This is a genomic window from Streptomyces sp. NBC_00620, from assembly GCF_026341825.1.
Classification (GTDB): Bacteria; Actinomycetota; Actinomycetes; order Streptomycetales; family Streptomycetaceae; genus Streptomyces.
This window is the reverse complement of record NZ_JAPENY010000003.1, coordinates 1,882,836-1,901,745: the sequence shown is the minus strand read 5'-3', so window position 1 is coordinate 1,901,745 and position 18,910 is coordinate 1,882,836. Positions and strand designations below refer to the sequence as shown.

Sequence of the window (18,910 nt, the reverse complement as noted above, 5' to 3'; positions counted from 1 at the left end):
CCTGCGTCGCTTTCCGCAGTACTCCACGGACTGAGTGAAGTGTCAAGGAAGTGATGGGGCGGCTCCAGGGGGCGCCAAATAGCATTTACCGCTGGCAGGGGGGTGTGCACCGACAGACGGCGGATTTACCGCTGATGCACGCCCCGCCCTCGGAGCGTCCGGAACGTCTCGCCGACCGCCTCGGATGCATGCCTCGGCCTCGCGCGGAGCGGTGCCGCGACCGCCGGTGCCGCGAGGAGGCGTCTGCGTCACCCGTACGGGTGTACGAGGCCTGCGGTCCGGGCGTCGCGGTGGTCGGCTGGGACCAACCGCGCGCGGGTCCAGCGCGCAGACCCGAGGCGGGAGGCCGGCGGTGCTGTGTCCTCACGGTCTTCCCGGCGAAGGCGCACCGGCGTCCATACCGACGGGACCGCCGCGGGTTTCGACTCCGGGTGCCCTCCTGGATGACGGCCCCGCATCTGGGAGCCTTCGGCCGGCGGACGCGTCTCCACTGTTGAGCCCGTGGCCGGGGGATTCCTCCGAACCGCTGAGTCAGTGGCCGGAGAGCATGGCCGCGCTGCCGATTCACTGCCCCGCAATGCCGAGTCCGCTGCCCCGGACCGGCCCCGGCTCGGCGACACGGACGGGACCGCCGGCGGAGAACCGCCCGTCGCCCCCGAGCCTCCTCGCCCCCGGCACCGAGCGCGACCCCTACCCGCTGTACCGCGTCCTGCGCGAGCGCCATCCCCTCGTGTACGACGAGCCGTTCGGCGCCTGGCTGGTCAGCAGGTACGCCGATGTGCGCGCCGCGCTCGCGGACCCGCGGCTCGTCGCCGTGCCGCCCGGACGCACCCTGGCCCACCTGGAGGGCCCTACGCACAGCGCGCACCGGGCCGTGGTCTCCCCGGCGTTCCGGGGAGCCGCGCTGACCGCCCTGACCGCCGGTGTCGCCCGCACGGCGTACGTCCTCGCCCGCCGTCTCGCCGGCCGCCAGGAGGCCGATCTCGTCGCCGAGTTCTGCGAATGGCTGCCCACCGCGGCGGCCGTCGCCGCGCTCGGGCTGCCGTACGAGGAGACCGCGCGCGTGCACGCCTGGTGCCGCACGGGACTCGACCATCTCGGCGGCCACCACCCCGACCTCGACACCTTCCTGCGGCCGTACATCGCCCGCCGCCGCGCCCACCCGGGCACCGATCTGCTGTCGGCGCTGTGCACGGCGCGGGCCGACGGGCGACCGCTGTCCGACGAGGCCGTGGTCGGCCTTTCGGGGTCCCTCCTCGGTGCGGGCGGCGAGGCGACCGCCCGGGGCCTGGCGTCGTTCCTCGCCAACCTCCTCGATCACCCGGGCCAGTTGGGGATCGTCCGCCTCCGTCCCGCGCTGACGGCCGACGCCTGGGCCGAGTCGCTGCGCCGCGATCCGCCGCTGCACATCGTGCTGCGGCGGGCCGTCGAGCCGGTCGGCGCGATACCCGTGGGCGCCACCGTGGCGTGTCTGGTGGGTTCCGCGGGCCGCGACCCCGCACGGTTCGCCGACCCGGACCGCTACGACGCCTTCCGCACCGACCCCGGGCAGCTCGCGTACGGCTCCGGACGGCACTTGTGCCCCGGTGCCCTGCTCGCCCGGCTCACCGCCGAACACGGCCTGCGCGCCCTCCTGACGGTCCTGCCGGACCTCCGGTGGGTCCCGGGCTTCCGGCCCACCCCGGAGGGCCTGATCAGCCGCTCACCGCGGAGCCTTGCGGTGCGCCTTCGCTGACCCGCTCGAGCAGCACCACGGGCAACCGCTCGAAAAGCTCCGCCACGCGCGCGTGCCCCGTGAACTCCCGCCCCGGGGTGAGCACATCGCCCCACCGTCCCTCGGGAAGCGGGAGCAGGGTGTCGCGCCAGCCGCCCGCCTCCGCAAGCCGCAGCGACAGCCGGGTGACTGCCGTGACCACCTCACCGGAGCGTACGAACGCCACACAGTGCGCGGCGCCGGGGCCCTGTGCCGTCAGCGGCCCGTACGTCGCCGAGTCGCCGAAGACGGCGGGGCGCCGCCCGCGCAGCCGCAGGGCCCCCGTGGTCAGCGCGGACTTCGCCGACTCCTGCTCCAGAGGTGCGAACGGCCGCCGGTTGTCCGGGTCCACCAGCGCCAGGTACTCGCCCTCGGTGCCCTGGTAGACGTCCGGTACCCCAGGCATCGTCAGGTGGACCAGAGCGGCCCCCAGGACGTTCGCCCGCACATGCGGCGCCAGGGCGGCCCGGAAGTCGGCCACGCGCCGCCCTGGCGCCCCGCAGGGCCCCGCCGCGACGAACGCCGCCACCGCGTCCTCGTAGGCGGGATCCTGCTCGGTCCAGGCGGTGTGCAGTCCGGCCTCCCGGATGTGCTTCAGCAGGGCCCCCTGGACCCGCTCCGGGTCGGCCGGGCCGAGCCCGAACACCGTCTGCCACGCGGCCCACGCCACCTGCGGGTCGGGCACGCCCGCGCCCTCGCGGGTCACCTCGGCCAGGACGTCGGCCCACTGCCCGGGGCACTCGGTGAGCACGGAGAGGGCGGCACGTACGTCGGCGCTGCGTTTCGTGTCGTGGGTGGACAGGGCGGTTCCGGTGGCGGGCCAGTCGCGCTGCACGCGCGCGCAGTAGGCGTGGAAGTCCTCCGGGGACACGGCCGGGCTCCCGGGGTTCCCGCCCACCTCGTTCGCCGACAGCTGGGGCACATAGCGGTAGAACGCCGTGTCCTCCACGGACTTGGCCCGCAGCGCGGACGAGGTCTGTGCGAACCGGGCTCGGAACTCCGCGTGCCCGGGCCCGTCACCGGCCCGCCCGAGCACCAGGTCCCGTACGACGTCCACGGCGTGCGCCTCCTCGGGCACCGTGAAGACCGCCCGGGCCTCGGCGGCGGCCTCCTCGGTGACCACCAGGGCGGCGTCGGAGGAGGGGTAGGGCCGGTACACCTCAAGGCGTACGAGGAGTTCGCGCAGCGCGGTGCCCAGCGCCCAGGGGGCGTGGTCGCGCAGCGCGGGGTCCGGGGAGGCCGTGCACAGGCGGCTCGCCACGCGCGTGAGGCGGTCGACCTCCGTGGCCAGTTCGTGCGTGACCACCTTGTACGCCGCCCGGCGCACCGTCGCCTCCCAGTGGCCGCCCCGGTCGCTCTGAGGGGCTGCGAAACGCCGGTACTGGCCGAGGAGTTCGCCCGCGCCCGCGGGGTCCGCGAAGAGGCCGTCCACCTGCCGCAGCGCGTCGTAGCCGGTGGTGCCCGCGACGGGCCACGCGGCGGGCAGCGGCTCGCCGTCCGCGAGGATCTTCTCGACCACCGTCCAACGCCCGCCGGTCGCCTCGTGCAGGTGGCGCAGATATGTGTCCGGGTCCGCGAGCCCGTCCGGGTGGTCGATGCGCAGCCCCTCGACCACGCCGTCGTCGAGCAGTTCCAGGATCTTCGCGTGGGTCGCCGCGAACACCTCCGGGTCCTCGACGCGCAGCCCGATCAGCTCCGAAATGCTGAAGAACCGGCGGTAGTTGAGCTCGGTCCTGGCCAGCCGCCACCACGCCGGGCGGTACCACTGCGCGTCGAGCAGCTGCGGCAGCGGCAGCTTCTCGGTGCCCTCGCGCAGCGGGAACACCTGGTCGTAGTAGCGCAGTACGTCGCCGTCCACCTTCAGATGGCCGAGCTCCGCGCCGAGCCTGCCCCCGAGCACCGGCAGCAGCAGTTGTCCTCCCTGGGCGTCCCAGTCGATGTCGAACCACCGCGCGTAGGGCGACTCGGGGCCCTCGCGCAGCACCTCCCACAGGGGGCGGTTGTGCCGCGGGGTCATGGCCATGTGGTTCGGCACGATGTCCACGACCAGCCCAAGACCGTGTTCCCGCGCGGTGCGCGCCAGGGAGCGCAGCCCGTCCTCCCCGCCCAGTTCGCCCCGTACGCGCGCGTGGTCCACCACGTCGTAGCCGTGCGTCGAGCCCGGGACCGCCTCCAGGACGGGGGACAGGTGCAGATGAGAGACGCCGAGCGAGGCCAGATACGGCACGGCCGCCTCGGCCGCCCCGAAGGGGAACTCCGGCTGGAGCTGCAACCGGTACGTGGCGGTCGGCACGGCGGGAACCACGGGCTCGGGAGTCACCGGTTCTGGACGCTCAGGTGTCATGGGAACCTACGTACCCGCCCTGCCGCCTTTCGTGTCATCGACGCCTGCAAACGGGCACGCGCGCGTGGAGCGAGGGACCCTCTACGCGCGCGTGCACCACGGGAAACGGCTGACGCATCGCCTAGGCGGGCCGCTGCAACACCGTCATGCTCCGGTCGACCAGGGACAGCCGGTCCCCGGCCTCGACCTTCGCGCCCGTTCCCGGCGCCACTCCCTCCGGGCGTGCCGTGTCGACGATCACCTGCCACTGGCGTCCGTGATTGACCGGCACCACGAACTCCAGGGGCCCCGGCGAGGCGTTGAACATCAGCAGGAAGGAGTCGTCGGAGATGCGCTCCCCGCGCGGGCCCGGCTCGGAGATCGCGTTGCCGTTGAGGAAGACGGACAGGGCGCGTGCCGTCGCCGAGCCCCAGTCGCGCTGGGTCATCTCCTGGCCCTCCGGGGTGAACCACGCGATGTCGGACAACTCGTCGTGGGTGCCCTGGACGGGACGCCCGTGGAAGAACCTGCGACGCCGGAAGACCGGGTGGTCTCGGCGGAGCCACACCATCGCGCGGGTGAACTCGAGGAGCTCGCCGTCCTCCTCCGGCCACGGCACCCAGGACACCTCGCTGTCCTGGCAGTACCCGTTGTTGTTGCCACCCTGGGTACGCGCGAACTCGTCGCCGTGGCTGAGCATCGGCACGCCCTGGGAGAGCATCAGCGTCGCGATGTAGTTGCGCCTCTGACGCCCGCGCAGGGCCAGGACCGACTCGTCGTCCGTCTCGCCCTCGACACCGCAGTTCCAGGACCGGTTGTGGCTCTCGCCGTCGCGGTTGTCCTCGCCGTTGGCGTCGTTGTGCTTGTTGTTGTACGAGACGAGGTCGTTCAGCGTGAAGCCGTCGTGACACGTCACGAAGTTGATCGAGGCGAGGGGGCGGCGGCCGTCGTCCTGGTAGAGGTCGGAGGAGCCCGTCAGACGGGACGCGAACTCCGCCAGCGTGCGCGGCTCGCCCCGCCACATGTCCCGTACGGTGTCGCGGTACTTGCCGTTCCACTCGGTCCACAGGGGCGGGAAGTTGCCCACCTGGTAGCCGCCCTCGCCGACGTCCCAGGGCTCGGCGATCAGCTTCACCTGGGAGACCACCGGGTCCTGCTGCACCAGGTCGAAGAACGACGACAGCCGGTCCACCTCGTGGAACTGCCTCGCCAGGGTGGCCGCGAGGTCGAAGCGGAACCCGTCGACGTGCATCTCGGTGACCCAGTAGCGCAGCGAGTCCATGATCAGCTGGAGCACGTGCGGGGAGCGCATCAGCAGGGAGTTGCCGGTCCCCGTGGTGTCCGTGTAGTAGCGCTGGTCCTCCGAGAGACGGTAGTACGAGGCGTTGTCGAGGCCTCTGAAGGACAGCGTCGGACCCAGGTGGTTGCCCTCGGCCGTGTGGTTGTAGACGACGTCCAGGATGACCTCGATCCCGGCCTCGTGCAGGGCCCGGACCGCCGACTTGAACTCCAGGACCTGCTGTCCGCGGTCGCCCCAGGAGGCGTACGCGTTGTGCGGGGCGAAGAAGCCGATCGTGTTGTAGCCCCAGTAGTTGTTCAGGCCCATCTCCACCAGACGGTGGTCGTTCACGAACTGGTGCACGGGCATCAGTTCCAGCGCGGTGACGCCCAGTTTGGTCAGGTGTTCGATGATCGCCGGGTGGGCGAGCGCCGCGTACGTGCCGCGCAGTTCCTCGGGCAGCTCCGGGTGCTGCATCGTGAGGCCCTTCACATGGGCCTCGTAGAGCACCGTGTGGTGGTACTCGGTGCGTGGCGGCCGGTCGTCGCCCCAGTCGAAGTACGGGTTGACCACGACCGACGTCATGGTGTGCGGCGCCGAGTCCAGGTCGTTGCGCTTGTCGGGCTCACCGAAGTGGTAGCCGTACACCTCCTCGCCCCACTCCACCGCACCGCTGATCGCGCGCGCGTACGGATCGAGCAGCAGCTTCGCGGAGTTGGTGCGCTGGCCGCGGCCGGGCGCGTACGGCCCGTGCGCGCGGAAGCCGTAGCGCTGCCCGGGCATGATTCCGGGCAGATAGGCGTGGCGTACGAACGCGTCGCTCTCCCGCAGTTCCACCGCGGTCTCCGAGCCGTCGTCGTGCAGCAGACACAGCTCTATACGGGCGGCGGCCTCCGAGAAGACCGCGAAATTGGTACCGGCACCGTCGTACGTGGCACCGAGTGGATATGCCTCTCCAGGCCAGACCTGCATGGATACGACTCTTCCAGTTGTGCCGTGCCCCTGGGGGCTGCTCCGGGCCGAGTCTCCCCGAAAGTGAGGGAACCTCCTATGACTTACGTCCCTCTTACCCAATGACCAGGCATACGTCGTATGCCGAACCAGTGGGGCTCGAACACTCCTAGACGGATCCGGGGGAGTAGGGGGAAATGTGCGCAACATAGTGCACCGCCATCTGGGCAAGGTGGTGGCGGGTGCCGCCATCGCGGTTGCCGGGACGGCCGTGATGATCGGTATCACTCTGCCGGGCTCCGCGGGGGCCGACGACTCGGGCGGAGCCAACGGAAGCGGCGGGACCTCTCAGGAGGCGGGCCAGCAGGGGCAGGCGGCGGCCGAACCCGGCGTGGTCGAGGAGGCGCCGGCCGAAGGCGACAAGGGCAAGGGCCGCGACCCGCTGACCGACGACGAGACCGAGCGGGTCGAACAGATCGCGCTCAACCGGCAGCTGCGCAATTCCGCCGAGGACGTCGAAGGGGACCGCGGCCCGCAGCGGATCGGCGTCGACCTCGCCGAGCCGGACGCGGACGAACTGGACGACCCGAACGCGCCACGCCGCGCCGAGGTCCGGTTCTACGACTACAAGGACGACGCGCTCGTCACCAAGACCGTCAACCTGGACACCGGGAAGGTCGAGCGGACCGACACCCAGCACGGTGTCCAGCCGCCCATCAGCCGCGACGAGATGACCGAAGCCGCGCAGCTGCTCATCGCCGACCCGCTCGGCGCGGGCCTCAGGGCCGACTACAAGGACGCCACGGGGAAGGAACTCACCTCGCCGGATCAGCTGATCCTCAACAGCATGGTCTACCGCGCGGCCTCGGGCGCCCAGCCCGCCACGCTCGCGGACTGCGGCACGCACCGCTGCGTACGGCTCTTCCCCAAGGTGAAGAACGGGCCGTGGATCGACAGCCGTGACGTGGTGATCGACCTGAGCACCCGCAAGGTCGGCAAGCTCGGTTAGCCGGCGCCGCCCGCTCTCGGTTCACTTCTCCAACTCACTCACTTCTCTGCTTTCGCAAGGAGTCTCTTCGTCATGCGCGTGAACAAAAACAGCCGTGCCCGCAGCCGGGCGGCGGTGGGCCTCTCGGTGGCCGCACTGACCGTGGGCGCGGCGACGTCCGCGGGGCCGGCGGTCGCCCAGCCCAAGGCCGCTCCCGCGGCGGCCCCCGCCTGCAGCGCGGACTTCCGGATCGAGCAGAAGCTCTCCACCGGCACCACCTGGCGGATGTGCTGGCACTACGAGAGCGAGGCCGGGCTCGTCCTGGAGGACATCTCGTACCAGCCCAAGGGTGAGGCCGCCCCCATCAAGGTCCTCACCAGCGCCAAGCTCGCCCAGATCCACGTCCCCTACGACGACGGCCAGGCCGAGTACGACGACCTCACCGGCGCCGGTTTCGGGCAGGGGCTGATGGATCTGGCCCCGGGCGAGTGTCCCGGCGGCACCATCAAGAAGGTCAAGATCCCCAACGCCTGGAACCCGGACCGGCCCACCGCCAACGGCCTGTGCACCACGACCCGCACGCGCGGCCACGCCTACCGCATGCAGGGCGACACGGCGAACAAGGTCTATCAGACCCAGGGCAAGGACCTGCTGATCTACACCGTCAACCAGGTCGGCTGGTACGAGTACATCACCGAGTGGCGCTTCCAGGACGACGGCACCGTCAACATGAACGTCGGCGCCACCGGCAGCCTCTCGCCCGGTGACTACGACGCGGGCGACGGCCGCGGCTGGCCGATCGGCAAGGGCGCCAAGTCCTACGCCACCAGCCACAGCCACAACGTCTTCTGGAAGCTCAACTTCGGCCTGGACGGCTCCTCCAGGAGCACCGTCGAGCAGTACGACTCCAAGGTCAGCCCGCCCGCCAACGGCAACGAGGGGCCGACCAACAAGACCACCCGCACCAAGATCGCCAAGGAGCTCGCGGGCGACGCCAAGAACATGCGCTGGTGGCGCGTCGTCAGCAGGGTCGGAAAGAACAAGGACGAGCACGCGCGTAGTTACGAGATCGTCCCGGGCGCCACCACCAAGTACCCGGGCCGCAGCTTCACCAAGCACGACATCTACTTCACCGAGTACAAGAGGTGCGAACAGTTCGCCAGCAACAACCCGATCAACTGCGGTACCGGAGCCGGTAATTCCGTCGACAAGTGGGTCAACGGGCAGTCGCTCGCCCACCCCGTCGTCTGGGTCAACGTCGGCTTCCACCACATCGCGCGCGACGAGGACCAGCAGCCCATGCCGGTCCACTGGCAGGGCTTCTCCATCGCCCCGCGCGACGTCACGGCTATGAATCCGCTCACTCCGCCCGCGCTCGCCGATCAGAACGGGCAAGCGCAAAACGGTAGTTGAGAAACGACCTGTCCATCGGGCTGCACCGCCGACCGCTCCCGGAGTACCCTTCCTTGATCGTTGAGTGGGGGCTTGCTCCACGCAAGAGCTCGGGGGAGCGGAAGGCGGTGCACGGGTGGGCTCGGGAGGGCTGGAGTTGCCTCCTGGTGACGAGGGTCACGAGGGGAACTCCACAGATGTCCCACCCGGCGCGGTGTCCCTGGCGCGGCCGATGGAAATGGGATCTATTGGACCGGAGTTGGACTGGGGCGCCGACGCCTGGCGCGAGGTGCGTACGCGCGCCCAGCGAGCCGGGCGCGCCTACATCTGGCTGAACCTGGTCGAGCAGCGGCTGCGCGCGGTCGTGGCCGCTGTTCTCCGTCCCATCTACGAACCCGTCCACGGCGACGAATGGGTGGTCGCCGCCGCCGGACCCGCCGGACAGGAGTGGGTGCAGCGCGCGGTCGCCGTACGCGAAGTCAGCCGCCGCAAGGGGTACTTGCTCGACCCCGCCGACGACAACGTGCTCAGTTTCCTGACCCTGCCGCAGCTGCGCGAGCTGATGGTGCAGCACTGGCCGTGCTTCGAGCCCTACTTCGACGAGCGCCGCGACGTCGAACTCGCTCTGGACGAACTGGAAGTCACCCGGAACGTCGTCTCCCGCAACCGGGCGCTGTCCGAGGCGGTCCTCGCGCAGGCCGAGCGTGCCGCGTCGAAACTCCTGGAGATACTCGGCGCCGGCAGCGACGTGCCCTCCGCGCGCAGACTGCCCGTCGACGCCGTCGAGAACCTGGTCGGCGACCGCTACGCGGACGTGGTCGGCGTGCACTCCGACCGGGTGCGACTGCTGCGGCAGTTCCCCGCCGAGGACCTGTTCGGCGGCGCCCGCCGTCTCGACGCCATCGGCATCGGCCTGAACCTGCTGGTGCAGAACTTCTCCGGGCGGCGGCTCGTGCGGCTCGCCGAGTCGGGCTGCCGGGTGCGGCTGCTGTTCCTGAACCCCGCCTCCAGTGCGGTGAAGCGGCGCGAGCGGGAACTCGGCATAAAGCGCGGCGAGTTGAGCCGCGCCGTGGAGATGAACATCCTGCACATGCGGCGGGTGCGGTCCAAGCTGCGCGACCCGGGCGCCTTCGAGATCCAGGTCTACGACGAGACACCCCGCTTCACCGCGTACCTCGTGGACGGGGACGGCTCGGACGGCATCGCGGTCGTGCAGTCCTATCTGCGCCGGACGCGCGGCATGGAGGCGCCGGTGCTGGTGCTGCGCGGCGGTGGCCGGGTGGTCAAACCGGACGAGGTCGATGAAGAGGGGCTTTTCTCCACATACCGCGAGGAGTTCGAGGTGGCCTGGGCGGATTCACGGCCGGTGTCCTGATGCTCCCGGCACGCTGAGGACCGGGGGAAGCGGAATGCGGCCCTCGGATTGTCAGTGGTGCATGGGATCGTGGAGACCACTGGGGGAAAGCACCACGAGAAAGGGGGGCCGCCCATGGGCTGGCACCGGGAGCTGCTGATCGGCTTCGACCTGGAGACGACCGGGACGGATCCGCGCGAGGCGCGCATCGTCACGGGTGCCGTGATCGAGGTCAAGGATTCAGAACCCATAGGGCGCCGTGAGTGGCTGGCCGATCCGGGCGTGGAGATTCCGGCGGACGCGGTGGCGGTGCACGGGATCTCGAACGAACGGGCGGCCGCCGAGGGCAGGCCCGCCGATCAGGTGGCCGACGCGATCGCGGGTGTCCTCGTCGCGTACTGGAAGACGGGCGTGCCCGTCGTCGCCTACAACGCGGCCTTCGACCTGACCCTGCTCTCCGCGGAGCTGCGGCGGTACGGTCTGCCGTCGCTGCGCGACCGGCTGGGCGGCGTGGATCCGGCGCCCGTCATCGACCCGTACACGATCGACCGCTCCGTGGACCGCTACCGCCGCGGCAAGCGCAACCTCGAAGCGGTCTGCACGGAGTACGGGGTGTCGCTGGACACCGCCCACGACGCCTCGGCCGACGCGCTCGCCGCGGCCAAGCTGGCCTGTGCGATAGCCGACCGCCACCCGAAGGTCGCTGCCCTCGGCCCGGCGGAGCTGCACCGCCGGCAGATCGAGTGGTACGCCGAGTGGGCCGCCGACTTCCAGAGCTTCCTGCGCCGCAAGGGCGAGACGGACGCGGTGGTGGACGGCACGTGGCCCTTGCGGGAGTTGGCGGACGAGCCGGTTCCGACGGACTGAGCGGCGTCACGCCGGCGCCGGGCTCGCAATGTGCGCGACCCGCGGCCGGGCGAGTTCGGCGTAGGCGGGGCCCGAGATGACCAGGGAGCGGTCCAGGCGGGCGGCGTTGAAGTACAGCCGCGGCTGTGCGACTACGTCCGGGTCGGCAACGAGTTCCAGGTCGGGGTCGAAGCTGAACGGGAGGACGCTGCCGGGGACGGCCCGGGCCAGGCGCTGGGCGGTCTCCGCGTCGCTGAAACCGACATAGCGGGCCGCGAAGAGTGTCCGTACGGCGTCCAGGTCCACCCGCCGGTCTCCGGGGACGACCGCGAGCACATGACGTGTGGTGCGGCGGTCGACCTTGACCCGCAGGACGATGCACTTGGCGGCCTGGGAGACGGGGTGTCCGCGCAGCGCGCTGACGGTGTCGGTGGCGCCCTCGGGTTCGTGGTCGATGAGGCGGTAGTCGACGGAGGAGGTGTCGAGGAGGGAGATCAGCTGCCGGTAAGTGTCGTCGTCGGGCATGGGGTGTCCTTTTCGAGGCGATGAGCTGTGGCGCTTTCAAGGCGTTGAGCTGTAGCGCTGCGAGCCTCGGTGCCCTGCGCCGTCGCGGCGGTGACGGCGGTTTCGCCGGTCCGCATGGGCTCGGCGGCGCTGCGATGGGCCCGTTCCACGGACTGGCCCCAGTAGGTGCCGCCGACCATCAGGGCCGCGCCGAGGCCGGTGAGCCAGGTGAGGTGTTCGCCGCCGAGGGTGATGCCCACCGCGGCGGCCCAGATCGGTTCGGTGCCAAGGAGCAGGCTGGCCCGGCTGGCCGAAGTGCGCTGCACGGCCCACGTCTGGGCGAGGAATGCGAACACGCTGCAGAACAGGGCGAGATAGACGAGCTGCGCCCAGGTCGCGGTGTCGGCGTGGGCCAGTGTCGGCAGGTCGTGCGCGGCCGGTGCCAGGAACAGGGCCGAGCCGACGAGGGTCTGCACCGCCGTCAGGTGCAGCGGGCGTATCGACCGGCGTGCGGTGAGCCGTCCGACGAGCACGACATGCACCGCCCGCACCAGCGCGGCGACGAGCATCAGCAGGTCGCCGAGGCGGAGACCGTGGAAGCCGTTGCCGGACATCAGGAGTCCGACCGCCAGGACACACACCCCGGCGGCGGCGAAGAACACGGGAGGCAGCCCGCCGCGCCGGCCGGCGCGGTCGAGGAGCGGGGTGAGCACGATCGTCAGGCTGATGATCAGCCCGGCATTGGCGGCGCTGGTGTGCGCGACCCCGTACGTCTCCACGACGAGGACGGCGGCCTGGGTGACCCCCAGCGGCACCCCGGCCCGGATCTCGTCACGGGTCCACCGGCGCGCGCCCCGGGGTCCGCCCCGACGGGCGGCGACGAGACCGAGACAGGCGAGCGCGGAGAACGCGTACCGCACGAACAGGACGACCAGAACGGGCAGGGCGGAAGTGGCCGTCTGGGCGGACAGATAGCTGGAACCCCAGACGAGCGCGACAAGGAGGAGTACCAGATCGGTACGGCGGGTGTCGGACACCTGCCTACGGTGCACCGCGGGCATCACTGAAGCCCAGAGCCACCTTCTAAAACGATCTTTTAGTTCCCCTACATCCGGCGCCTACACTGGGACGCGTGGACGAAAGGCAGCTGAAGATCCTGCGGGAGCTCGGCGAACTGGGCAGTGTCACCGCGGTCGCCGAGGCGCTGCTGGTGACGCCCTCGGCGATCTCGCAGCAACTGCGGCTGCTGCAGCGGGCGATCCCGGTCCCGCTCACCGAGCGCCAGGGCCGACGGCTGGTGCTCACCGACGCCGGACAGGCGCTGGCGGGCGCGGCGGTCGAGGTGGAGACGGCTCTGGCACGGGCCCGGCACACGGTCGACGAGTTCCTCGACCGGCCCGACGGCGAGGTGTCGGTGGCGGCGTTCCACAGTGCGGGTTCGACGTTCTTCCCGCCGCTGCTGCGCGGCCTCGCCGGACCCGGCAGACCGGTTCTGGCGCTGGCGGACGAGGACGTGGCGCAGGACGACTTCCCCCGGCTGACCCGGGAGTACGACCTCGTCCTCGCCCATCGCCTCGACCACGCCCCGCCGTGGCCGCGCACGGTGACCGTGACCACACTGCTGCGCGAGCCGCTCGACGTGGCGATGCCCGCCGACCACCCGCTCGCCGCCAAGCGGCGGGTCTCGCCACGCGATGTGGCCGACCAGCCGTGGATCACCGTGCACGACGGCTTCCCGGTCATGGCCACCATCGAGGCCATCGCCGCCGCGGCCGGCCGCCCGCTCCATCTCGCGCACCGCATCAACGAGTTCGCGGTGGTCGCCGAGGCCGTCGCCGCCGGGGGCGGCCTCGCGCTGATGCCCCGCTGGACCACGCGGCCGCACCCCGCGCTGGTCCTGAAGCCGCTCAGCGGCGTACAGGCCAGACGGCACATCGACGCGCTGCACCGCCCCGAGCGCACGGCCCGCAAGGCGGTACGCACGGTCCTGGCGGAGCTGCGCCGGGCCGCCCGCACGATCCAGGCCCGGGACACGGGCGAACCGTGGCCGGCTCTCGAGGCCCACGGCGCATCCGTACCCCCGGACCCGGACCGGTAGCGAGCCCGGCGCTCCTCAGAACGAGTACCAGCGCACGCCCTCGTCGCCGTCCCGCAGCGACGCCACCCTCCGCTCGAACTCCGCCAGCGCCTTCGGGTTGGCCGGCGCGTGCTGGGCGACCCAGGCACAGCTGGCGGTCTCGCGCGCTCCCCGGAGCACGGAACAGCCCTCCCACTCACGGACGTCCCAGCCGTACACCTCGGTGAAGGAGTCGTACGCCTCGGCAGGCAGCCCGTAGCGGTCGCGGGACAGGGCCATGACCACCAGGTCGTGCTCGCGGAGGTCGGCGGAGAAGGTCTCCAGGTCGACCAGGACCGGGCCGTCGGGGCCGACATGGACGTTGCGGGGCAGCGCGTCGCCGTGGATCGGGCCCGGCGGCAGGTGCGGGGTGAGCGCGGCCGCGGCCGTCGCGAAGCCGTCGCGCCGCGCCCGCAGATACGCCGCGTCGGCGGGATCGATCGCGTCGCCCGCCAGACGCAGCCAGCGCTCCACACCGCCCAGCAGTTCGCGGGGCGGCAACTCGAAGGCGGGAGAAGGGAGGGCGTGCACCACCCGTAGCAGTTCGGCCAGATCTCGGGCCTCCGTGGGGCGTACGGGATCGGGCAGCCGGTGCCACACCGTCACCGGGTGACCGTCGACCAGTCGAGCCTTGGGTTCCGCCGCCCGCACCGCCGGGACGCCCGCGTCGGCGAGCCAGGCCGCGATGTCCAGCTCCCGCCTTGCGCGGTCGAGGAGTTCGGCGTCCCGCCCCACCTTGACGACCAGGTCACCGGCGGCGAACACCGCGTTCTCGCCCAGGGCGAGGAGCGTCGCCTCCCGCACCGGCTCCGGCAGCACACCCGCCGCGGCAAGTACGTTCCGCGCCTGTGCCTCGTCCATCCGTCGCCTCCTATGGTTCCCGCCGGCTCTCCGCCTCCGGGGTCGCGATCACGCCATTTACGACCGCCAGTGTCGCATTCGCACTGGTCGGAGGCCCACGAAGGGCTTGCACGCTGTCTTGACGTCGCGTCAGACCATTAGCACGATGACGGGGCCGCCGGGACGTTGGGCCCGGACCCCCCACGAGCCCGGACCTCCACGAGCCGCGACCCCCACGAGCCGCCGAAGGAGCCGAATCCGTGACATTGGCGACCGCGACGAGGCGGTCAACGAAGCGTGCGCCCGGCGGGGGCGGGGAGCGTCGTCCCGCCGACCACGGCGCTTGGTTCCTGGTGCTGCCCGCGCTGATCCCGATCCTGGTGCTCAGCGTCGGACCCCTGCTGTACGGGATCGCGCTGGCGTTCACCGACTCGCAGTCGGGGCGGACCCGGTCCACGCAGTGGATCGGCGTGCTCAACTTCCAGGACCTGCTGCACGACACACTGTTCTGGGACTCGTTCCGGATCGGGCTGCTGTGGGCGGTCGGGGTGACCGTGCCGCAGTTCCTCCTCGCGCTCGGACTCGCCCTCCTGCTCAACCAGGAGCTCCGCCTGCGCTGGCTCGCGCGCGCCCTGGCGATCGTCCCCTGGGCGATGCCCGAGGTCGTCGTCGGCGTCATGTGGCGGCTGGTCTACAACCCGGACGCGGGCATCCTCAACGAGACCCTGCGCGACCTCGGCCTCGGTGACGGCCGCGACTGGCTCAGCGGTCTGGCGACCGCCCTGCCCGCCGTCATCGTCGTCGGCGTCTGGGCGGGCATGCCCCAGACGACGGTGGCCCTGCTCGCCGGCCTGCAGAACACCCCGCGCGAACTGCACGAGGCGGCCGCGATGGACGGCGCCGGAGCCTGGCGCCGCTTCCGGACGGTCACCTGGCCCGCCTTGAGGCCGGTGGCGCTCGCCATCACCGCGCTCAACCTGATCTGGAACTTCAACTCCTTCGCGCTGGTCTACGTACTCACCAACGGCGGACCCGGCGGCCGGACCCGGCTGCCCATGCTCTTCGCCTACGAAGAGGCCTTCCGCTACGGCCAGTTCGGCTACGCGGCGGCGATGGGCTGCGTGATGGTCGCGCTGATCTCGGTCCTCCTCGCCGTCTTCCTCGTGGGCCGCCTGAGGGGAGGTGAGGACGCATGAGGACCAGCAAGGGCGCCCGCGTCGGCCAGTACCTCGCACTCCTCGGCTATCTCGTCTTCCTCGCCTTCCCCTTCGTCTGGCTGATCTCCACCGCCTTCAAGCCCCCGCGCGAGCTGGCGAGCCTGCACCCCACCTGGATCCCCAGGAATCCCACCCTCGCCAACTTCCGGCAGGCCTTCGACGAACAGCCTTTGCTGCAGGCCGCGTTCAACTCCCTCGTCGCTGCGCTCGGCGCGGCGGTCATCGCCGTACTGGTCGCGACCCCGATGGCGTACGTCATGGCCCGGCACCGAACCCGGCTCGCGAAGGCCGCCACCGGGTGGGTGGTGGTCAGCCAGGCGTTCCCGTTCGTGCTCGTGATCATCCCGCTGTTCCTGGTCCTCAAGAACCTCCGGCTGATCAACTCACTGCCGGGGCTGGTCATGGTGTACGTGGTGTGGGCGCTGCCGTTCGCGCTGTGGATGCTGGTGGGCTATGTACGGGCCGTGCCCACCGAGTTGGAGGAGGCCGCGGCGGTCGACGGGGCGGGGAAACTGCGCACCCTCGTCTCCATCACCGCGCCGCTGCTCGCGCCCGGCATCGTGGCGACGGCGCTGTTCGCGTTCATCAGTGCGTGGAACGAGTTCTTCTTCGCGCTCGTGCTCCTCAAGACCCCGGAGAAACAGACGCTTCCGGTCGTCCTCACCCACTTCATCGGAGCCGAGGGTGTCGCGGACCTCGGCCCGCTCGCGGCAGCGGCGTTCCTCGCGACCCTCCCGTCGCTGGTCGTCTTCGCGATCATCCAGAAGCGGATCACGGGCGGCATGCTCGCCGGGGCGGTGAAGAGCTGATGCGTACGCGATGGATCCTCGCGCTGGTCATGGGGCTGCTGCTCACGGCCTGCTCCTCGGACGACGGCAGCTCCGACAGACGGATCACCCTCCGGTTCCAGTCACTCGCCTGGCAGGAGGAGTCCGTCGACGCCAACAAGGAGCTGGTGGAGGAGTGGAACGCCGTACATCCGGACGTCAAGGTCGAGTATGTGCAGGGGAGTTGGGACAGCGTCCACGACCAGCTGCTCACCTCCTTCGAGGGCGGTGAGGCGCCGGACATCATCCATGACGCCTCGGACGACCTCGCGGACTTCGCGTACGGCGGATACCTCGCGGAACTCGGTGAGTTGCTGCCCGAGCGCCTGAAGTCCGACATCCCGCAGCGCAGTTGGGAGACGGCGACCTTCGGGGACGGGATCTACGGTGTGCCGTTCCTCCAGGAGCCGCGTGTCCTCATCGCCAACGCCGAGTGGCTCAAGGAGTCGGGCGTCCGCATTCCGACGCCCGAGAACCCCTGGACGTGGGAGGAGTTCCGCTCGATCGCGAAGGAACTGAGCGGCGAGGGAAAGTACGGGGTCGCCTGGCCGCTCAAGGAACCGGTCTCCGCGACGCTCAACCTCTCCCTCTCCACCGGCGGGCAGATGTTCCACCGGGGCGCGGACGGCAGGGTGACGGTCCGTTTCGACGCGGCCGACGAGGTGGTGCCGAGGACGGTTCACGACGAGGTGAACACGGACGGGAGCGCGTCGAGTACGACGCTCGGCATGGGCGGCTCCGACACGCTGCCCGGGTTCTTCGGCGGCAAGTACGCGATGGTCCCGCTCGGCTTCTCCTACCGGCAGCAGATCGTCCAGCAGGCACCCAAGGGCTTCGACTGGCAAGTGCTGCCCGCTCCGGCGGGCGCGGACGGCCTCACCCAGGGCGTCAGCCCGCAGACCCTCTCCATCGCAGAGGACAGCCCGCACAAGAAGGAGGCCGCCGAGTTCATCGACTTCCTGCTCCAGCCGAAGAACATGGTCCGGCTCGCCCTCGGCGACTGGATGCTGCCCACCGGCACCGAGGCACTCAAGGACCCCGCCCTGCACACCACCAAGGACGACTGGGCGACCGGCACCGCGCTCGCCGCCCAGCTGCGCTCGGCGCCCGCCCAGTCCGTGCGCGGCTACCCCGAGTGGAAGGACAAGGTCGCGACGCCCGCGTTCCAGGAGTACTACAGCGGGGCGATCGACCTCGATGAGCTGCGAAAACGGCTGGTGGAGGACGGGAATCTGGTGCTGGCCCGCTATCAGAGGTAGCAATTCAATTGCACGAGACGTCTCGTCTCGCTTAGTGTCCCGCTATGACTTCACGACGAGCCCATATCGCCATGTTCTCGATTGCCGCCCACGGGCACGTGAACCCGAGCATCGAGGTGATCCGGGAGCTCGTCGCGCGCGGGCACCGGGTCACGTACGCGATTCCGCCGGTCTTCGCCGACAAGGTCGCGGCGACCGGCGCCGAACCCGTCCTCTACACCTCGACGCTGCCGTCTCCCGACGACGACCCCGCTGCCTGGGGGAGCACCCTCCTCGACAACGTCGAACCCTTCCTGGCGGACGCGATCCAGGCGCTGCCGCAGCTCGTGAAGGCGTACGAGGGTGACGAGCCGGACCTCGTGCTGCACGACATCACGTCCTACCCGGCCCGTGTCCTCGCGCACCGCTGGGGCGTCCCGGCCGTCTCCCTGTCGCCGAACCTCGTCGCCTGGACCGGCTACGAGGAGGAGGTCGCCGAGCCGATGTGGGCGGAGCCGCTCAAGACCGAGCGCGGACAGGCGTACTACGCACGCTTCGAGGCCTGGCTGGCGGAGAACGGGATCACGCAGCACCCTGACCCGTTCACCGGCAGTCCCGCCCGCTCCCTCGTACTGATCCCGAAGGCGCTCCAGCCGCACGCGGACCGGGTGGACGAGACGGTCCACACCTTCGTCGGCGCCTGCCAGGGCGACCGGGCGGCGCAGGGCGAGTGGCAGCGGCCCGCGGGAGTCGAAAAGGTGCTGCTCGTGTCGCTGGGCTCCAGTTTCACCAAGCAGCCCGACTTCTACCGGGAGTGCGTCAAGGCGTTCGGCGAGCTGCCCGGCTGGCATGTCGTGCTGGGGATCGGGAAGTTCGTCGACCCCGCCGAGCTGGGCGAGGTGCCCGGCAATGTGGAGGTGCACCAGTGGGTGCCGCAGCTCTCGGTCCTCCGTCAGGCCGACGTGTTCATCACCCACGCGGGGGCGGGCGGCAGCCAGGAGGGGCTGGCCACCGGGACGCCGATGGTCGCCGTACCTCAGGCCGTCGACCAGTTCGGGAACGCCGACATGCTCCAGGCGCTCGGCGTCGCCCGTCACCTATCGATGGAGGAGGCGACGGCCGAGAACCTGCGTGAGACCGTCCTCGCACTGGCCGCGGATTCCGGGGTGGCGAGCCGCCTGCACGAGATCCAGGAGCAGATGGCGGGGGAGGGCGGCACAAGGCGGGCAGCCGACCTCATCGAGGCCGAACTGCCCGCCGACGTACAGGTGTAGCCGGTCGT

General features: G+C 70.9%; 15 protein-coding genes. 10 read left to right on the top strand and 5 right to left on the bottom strand.

Going from position 1 to position 18,910, the window contains the following annotated elements:
• The first annotated feature begins 577 nt into the window (after positions 1-577).
• Positions 578-1,735 (top strand): cytochrome P450, encoded by a 1,158-nt coding sequence (locus tag OG246_RS39550; protein WP_266474028.1) that lies wholly within the window; start codon positions 578-580, stop codon positions 1,733-1,735.
• Here the strand turns inward: OG246_RS39550 and treY are convergent.
• On the bottom strand, positions 1,695-4,097 hold the full coding sequence (gene treY, locus OG246_RS39545; protein ID WP_266474026.1) for a malto-oligosyltrehalose synthase: 2,403 nt from the start codon (positions 4,095-4,097) through the stop codon (positions 1,695-1,697). The genes OG246_RS39550 and treY overlap by 41 nt on opposite strands.
• A 121-nt stretch (positions 4,098-4,218) precedes the next feature.
• The gene (gene glgX / locus OG246_RS39540) at positions 4,219-6,327 is read right to left on the bottom strand and encodes a glycogen debranching protein GlgX (protein WP_266474024.1); all 2,109 of its coding nucleotides are present in this window, start codon (positions 6,325-6,327) and stop codon (positions 4,219-4,221) included.
• 178 nt (positions 6,328-6,505) lie between these two features.
• On the opposite strand from glgX, the gene OG246_RS39535 reads away from it, so the two are divergent.
• From OG246_RS39535 to OG246_RS39520, 4 genes are all read left to right on the top strand, one after another.
• Entirely contained in the window at positions 6,506-7,315 is an 810-nt protein-coding gene (locus OG246_RS39535; RefSeq protein WP_266474023.1) for a Tat pathway signal sequence domain protein, read from the top strand.
• Positions 7,316-7,387: 72 nt separating this feature from the next.
• Positions 7,388-8,707 (top strand): copper amine oxidase, encoded by a 1,320-nt coding sequence (locus OG246_RS39530; RefSeq protein ID WP_266474021.1) that lies wholly within the window; start codon positions 7,388-7,390, stop codon positions 8,705-8,707.
• A gap of 115 nt (positions 8,708-8,822) precedes the next feature.
• Complete coding sequence (locus tag OG246_RS39525) at positions 8,823-10,061, top strand: SAV2148 family HEPN domain-containing protein (RefSeq protein ID WP_266474019.1); 1,239 nt, start codon at positions 8,823-8,825, stop codon at positions 10,059-10,061.
• A 114-nt stretch (positions 10,062-10,175) separates the two neighbouring features.
• Positions 10,176-10,907, top strand: coding sequence for a 3'-5' exonuclease (locus OG246_RS39520; RefSeq protein WP_266474017.1), 732 nt, complete (start codon positions 10,176-10,178; stop codon positions 10,905-10,907).
• Between the two features lie 6 nt (positions 10,908-10,913).
• On the opposite strand, the gene OG246_RS39515 is transcribed toward OG246_RS39520, so the two are convergent.
• Together OG246_RS39515 and OG246_RS39510 are read right to left on the bottom strand one after the other, a co-directional pair.
• On the bottom strand, positions 10,914-11,411 hold the full coding sequence (locus tag OG246_RS39515) for a YbaK/EbsC family protein (protein ID WP_266474014.1): 498 nt from the start codon (positions 11,409-11,411) through the stop codon (positions 10,914-10,916).
• On the bottom strand, positions 11,381-12,427 hold the full coding sequence (locus OG246_RS39510; protein WP_266474013.1) for a DMT family transporter: 1,047 nt from the start codon (positions 12,425-12,427) through the stop codon (positions 11,381-11,383). The genes OG246_RS39515 and OG246_RS39510 overlap by 31 nt, the downstream gene beginning before the upstream one ends.
• Positions 12,428-12,522: 95 nt before the next feature.
• On the opposite strand from OG246_RS39510, the gene OG246_RS39505 reads away from it, so the two are divergent.
• The gene (locus OG246_RS39505; RefSeq protein WP_266474012.1) at positions 12,523-13,488 is read left to right on the top strand and encodes a LysR family transcriptional regulator; all 966 of its coding nucleotides are present in this window, start codon (positions 12,523-12,525) and stop codon (positions 13,486-13,488) included.
• Positions 13,489-13,503: 15 nt separating this feature from the next.
• On the opposite strand, the gene OG246_RS39500 is transcribed toward OG246_RS39505, so the two are convergent.
• Positions 13,504-14,367 (bottom strand): phosphotransferase enzyme family protein, encoded by an 864-nt coding sequence (locus OG246_RS39500; protein ID WP_266474011.1) that lies wholly within the window; start codon positions 14,365-14,367, stop codon positions 13,504-13,506.
• Positions 14,368-14,606: 239 nt separating this feature from the next.
• Here OG246_RS39500 and OG246_RS39495 point away from each other — a divergent pair, with 239 nt between their 5' ends.
• From OG246_RS39495 to mgt, 4 genes are read left to right on the top strand one after another with little or no spacing between them, the layout of a single operon-like run.
• The gene (locus tag OG246_RS39495; protein ID WP_266474010.1) at positions 14,607-15,542 is read left to right on the top strand and encodes a carbohydrate ABC transporter permease; all 936 of its coding nucleotides are present in this window, start codon (positions 14,607-14,609) and stop codon (positions 15,540-15,542) included.
• A complete protein-coding gene (locus tag OG246_RS39490) occupies positions 15,539-16,372 on the top strand; it encodes a carbohydrate ABC transporter permease (protein ID WP_266474008.1) in 834 nt (277 codons plus the stop codon). The genes OG246_RS39495 and OG246_RS39490 overlap by 4 nt, the downstream gene beginning before the upstream one ends.
• On the top strand, positions 16,372-17,649 hold the full coding sequence (locus OG246_RS39485; RefSeq protein WP_266474006.1) for an ABC transporter substrate-binding protein: 1,278 nt from the start codon (positions 16,372-16,374) through the stop codon (positions 17,647-17,649). Before OG246_RS39490 ends, OG246_RS39485 begins: the two co-directional genes overlap by 1 nt.
• A 44-nt stretch (positions 17,650-17,693) precedes the next feature.
• Positions 17,694-18,902: a macrolide-inactivating glycosyltransferase gene (gene mgt / locus OG246_RS39480; protein ID WP_266474004.1), complete on the top strand. Its 1,209-nt coding sequence runs from the start codon at positions 17,694-17,696 to the stop codon at positions 18,900-18,902.
• Positions 18,903-18,910: the final 8 nt, after the last annotated feature.

Excerpts from the sequence above, each read along its gene's own strand:
- OG246_RS39550 (WP_266474028.1), top strand. The coding sequence starts at position 578 with ATGCCGAGTCCGCTGCCCCGGACCGGCCCCGGCTCGGCGACACGGACG.
- treY (WP_266474026.1), bottom strand. The coding sequence starts at position 4,097 with ATGACACCTGAGCGTCCAGAACCGGTGACTCCCGAGCCCGTGGTTCCC.
- glgX (WP_266474024.1), bottom strand. The coding sequence starts at position 6,327 with ATGCAGGTCTGGCCTGGAGAGGCATATCCACTCGGTGCCACGTACGAC.
- OG246_RS39530 (WP_266474021.1), top strand. The coding sequence starts at position 7,388 with ATGCGCGTGAACAAAAACAGCCGTGCCCGCAGCCGGGCGGCGGTGGGC.
- OG246_RS39520 (WP_266474017.1), top strand. The coding sequence starts at position 10,176 with ATGGGCTGGCACCGGGAGCTGCTGATCGGCTTCGACCTGGAGACGACC.
- OG246_RS39515 (WP_266474014.1), bottom strand. The coding sequence starts at position 11,411 with ATGCCCGACGACGACACTTACCGGCAGCTGATCTCCCTCCTCGACACC.
- OG246_RS39500 (WP_266474011.1), bottom strand. The coding sequence starts at position 14,367 with ATGGACGAGGCACAGGCGCGGAACGTACTTGCCGCGGCGGGTGTGCTG.
- OG246_RS39490 (WP_266474008.1), top strand. The coding sequence starts at position 15,539 with ATGAGGACCAGCAAGGGCGCCCGCGTCGGCCAGTACCTCGCACTCCTC.
- OG246_RS39485 (WP_266474006.1), top strand. The coding sequence starts at position 16,372 with ATGCGTACGCGATGGATCCTCGCGCTGGTCATGGGGCTGCTGCTCACG.
- mgt (WP_266474004.1), top strand. The coding sequence starts at position 17,694 with ATGACTTCACGACGAGCCCATATCGCCATGTTCTCGATTGCCGCCCAC.